Source organism: Mycobacterium simiae, assembly GCF_008370645.1.
GTDB classification, from domain to species: Bacteria; Actinomycetota; Actinomycetes; order Mycobacteriales; family Mycobacteriaceae; genus Mycobacterium; species Mycobacterium simiae_A.
In genome coordinates, this window is record NZ_VTZN01000482.1 from 1 (window position 1) to 620 (window position 620).

The following is a 620-nucleotide window of genomic DNA, read 5'->3' on the forward strand; positions in this document are numbered from 1 at the left end:
AGCGTCCCGAGAAGGAGTCTAGGCAATCAAACACACCCCAGCCGCCACGGGTTACCCTCACCTGTACTCGATCTGCTCATGCCGAAGGACCGGGCCCGCCGATAAGCGACCGGCGTTGCGGAAGGATTTAGGAACCCTGCGAAAAGTTGAGGTACTGGCGCGACGTCTCCTAACAGCCGTGCCGGTGGTTGTGTTGGCTGGCGGGCTCAGCAGTTGTGCTCCCACAGATTCGTGGGTTGACGCCGGCCCAGCGCTGGGCTGGCCTGCGCAATATGGAGACGCCGCCAACAGCAGCTACACCACGACGACCGGGGCCACCAAGCTCACGTTGGAGTGGACGCGGTCGGTGAAGGGCAGCCTGGCGGCTGCGCCCGCCCTGAGCGCACGCGGCTATCTCGCGCTCAACGCGCAGACACCTGCCGGCTGTTCGCTCATGGAGTGGGAGAACAACAACGGTCGGCAACGCTGGTGTGTCCGGTTGGTGCAGGGCGGAGGCGTCGGCGGCCCGCTGCTCGACGGCTTCGACAACCTCTACATCGGGCAGCCCGGGGCAATTGTCGCCTTTCCGGTCACGCAGTGGACGCGCTGGCGGCAGCCGGTGATCGGGATGCCGACCACCC

Annotated in this window: 1 pseudogene; it reads left to right on the forward strand. The window is 66.0% G+C overall.

Annotated elements, in window-relative coordinates:
• Positions 1-178: 178 nt before the first annotated feature.
• Positions 179-620 (forward strand): annotated as a pseudogene (locus F0Q45_RS26535) (PQQ-binding-like beta-propeller repeat protein); the annotation flags it as partial.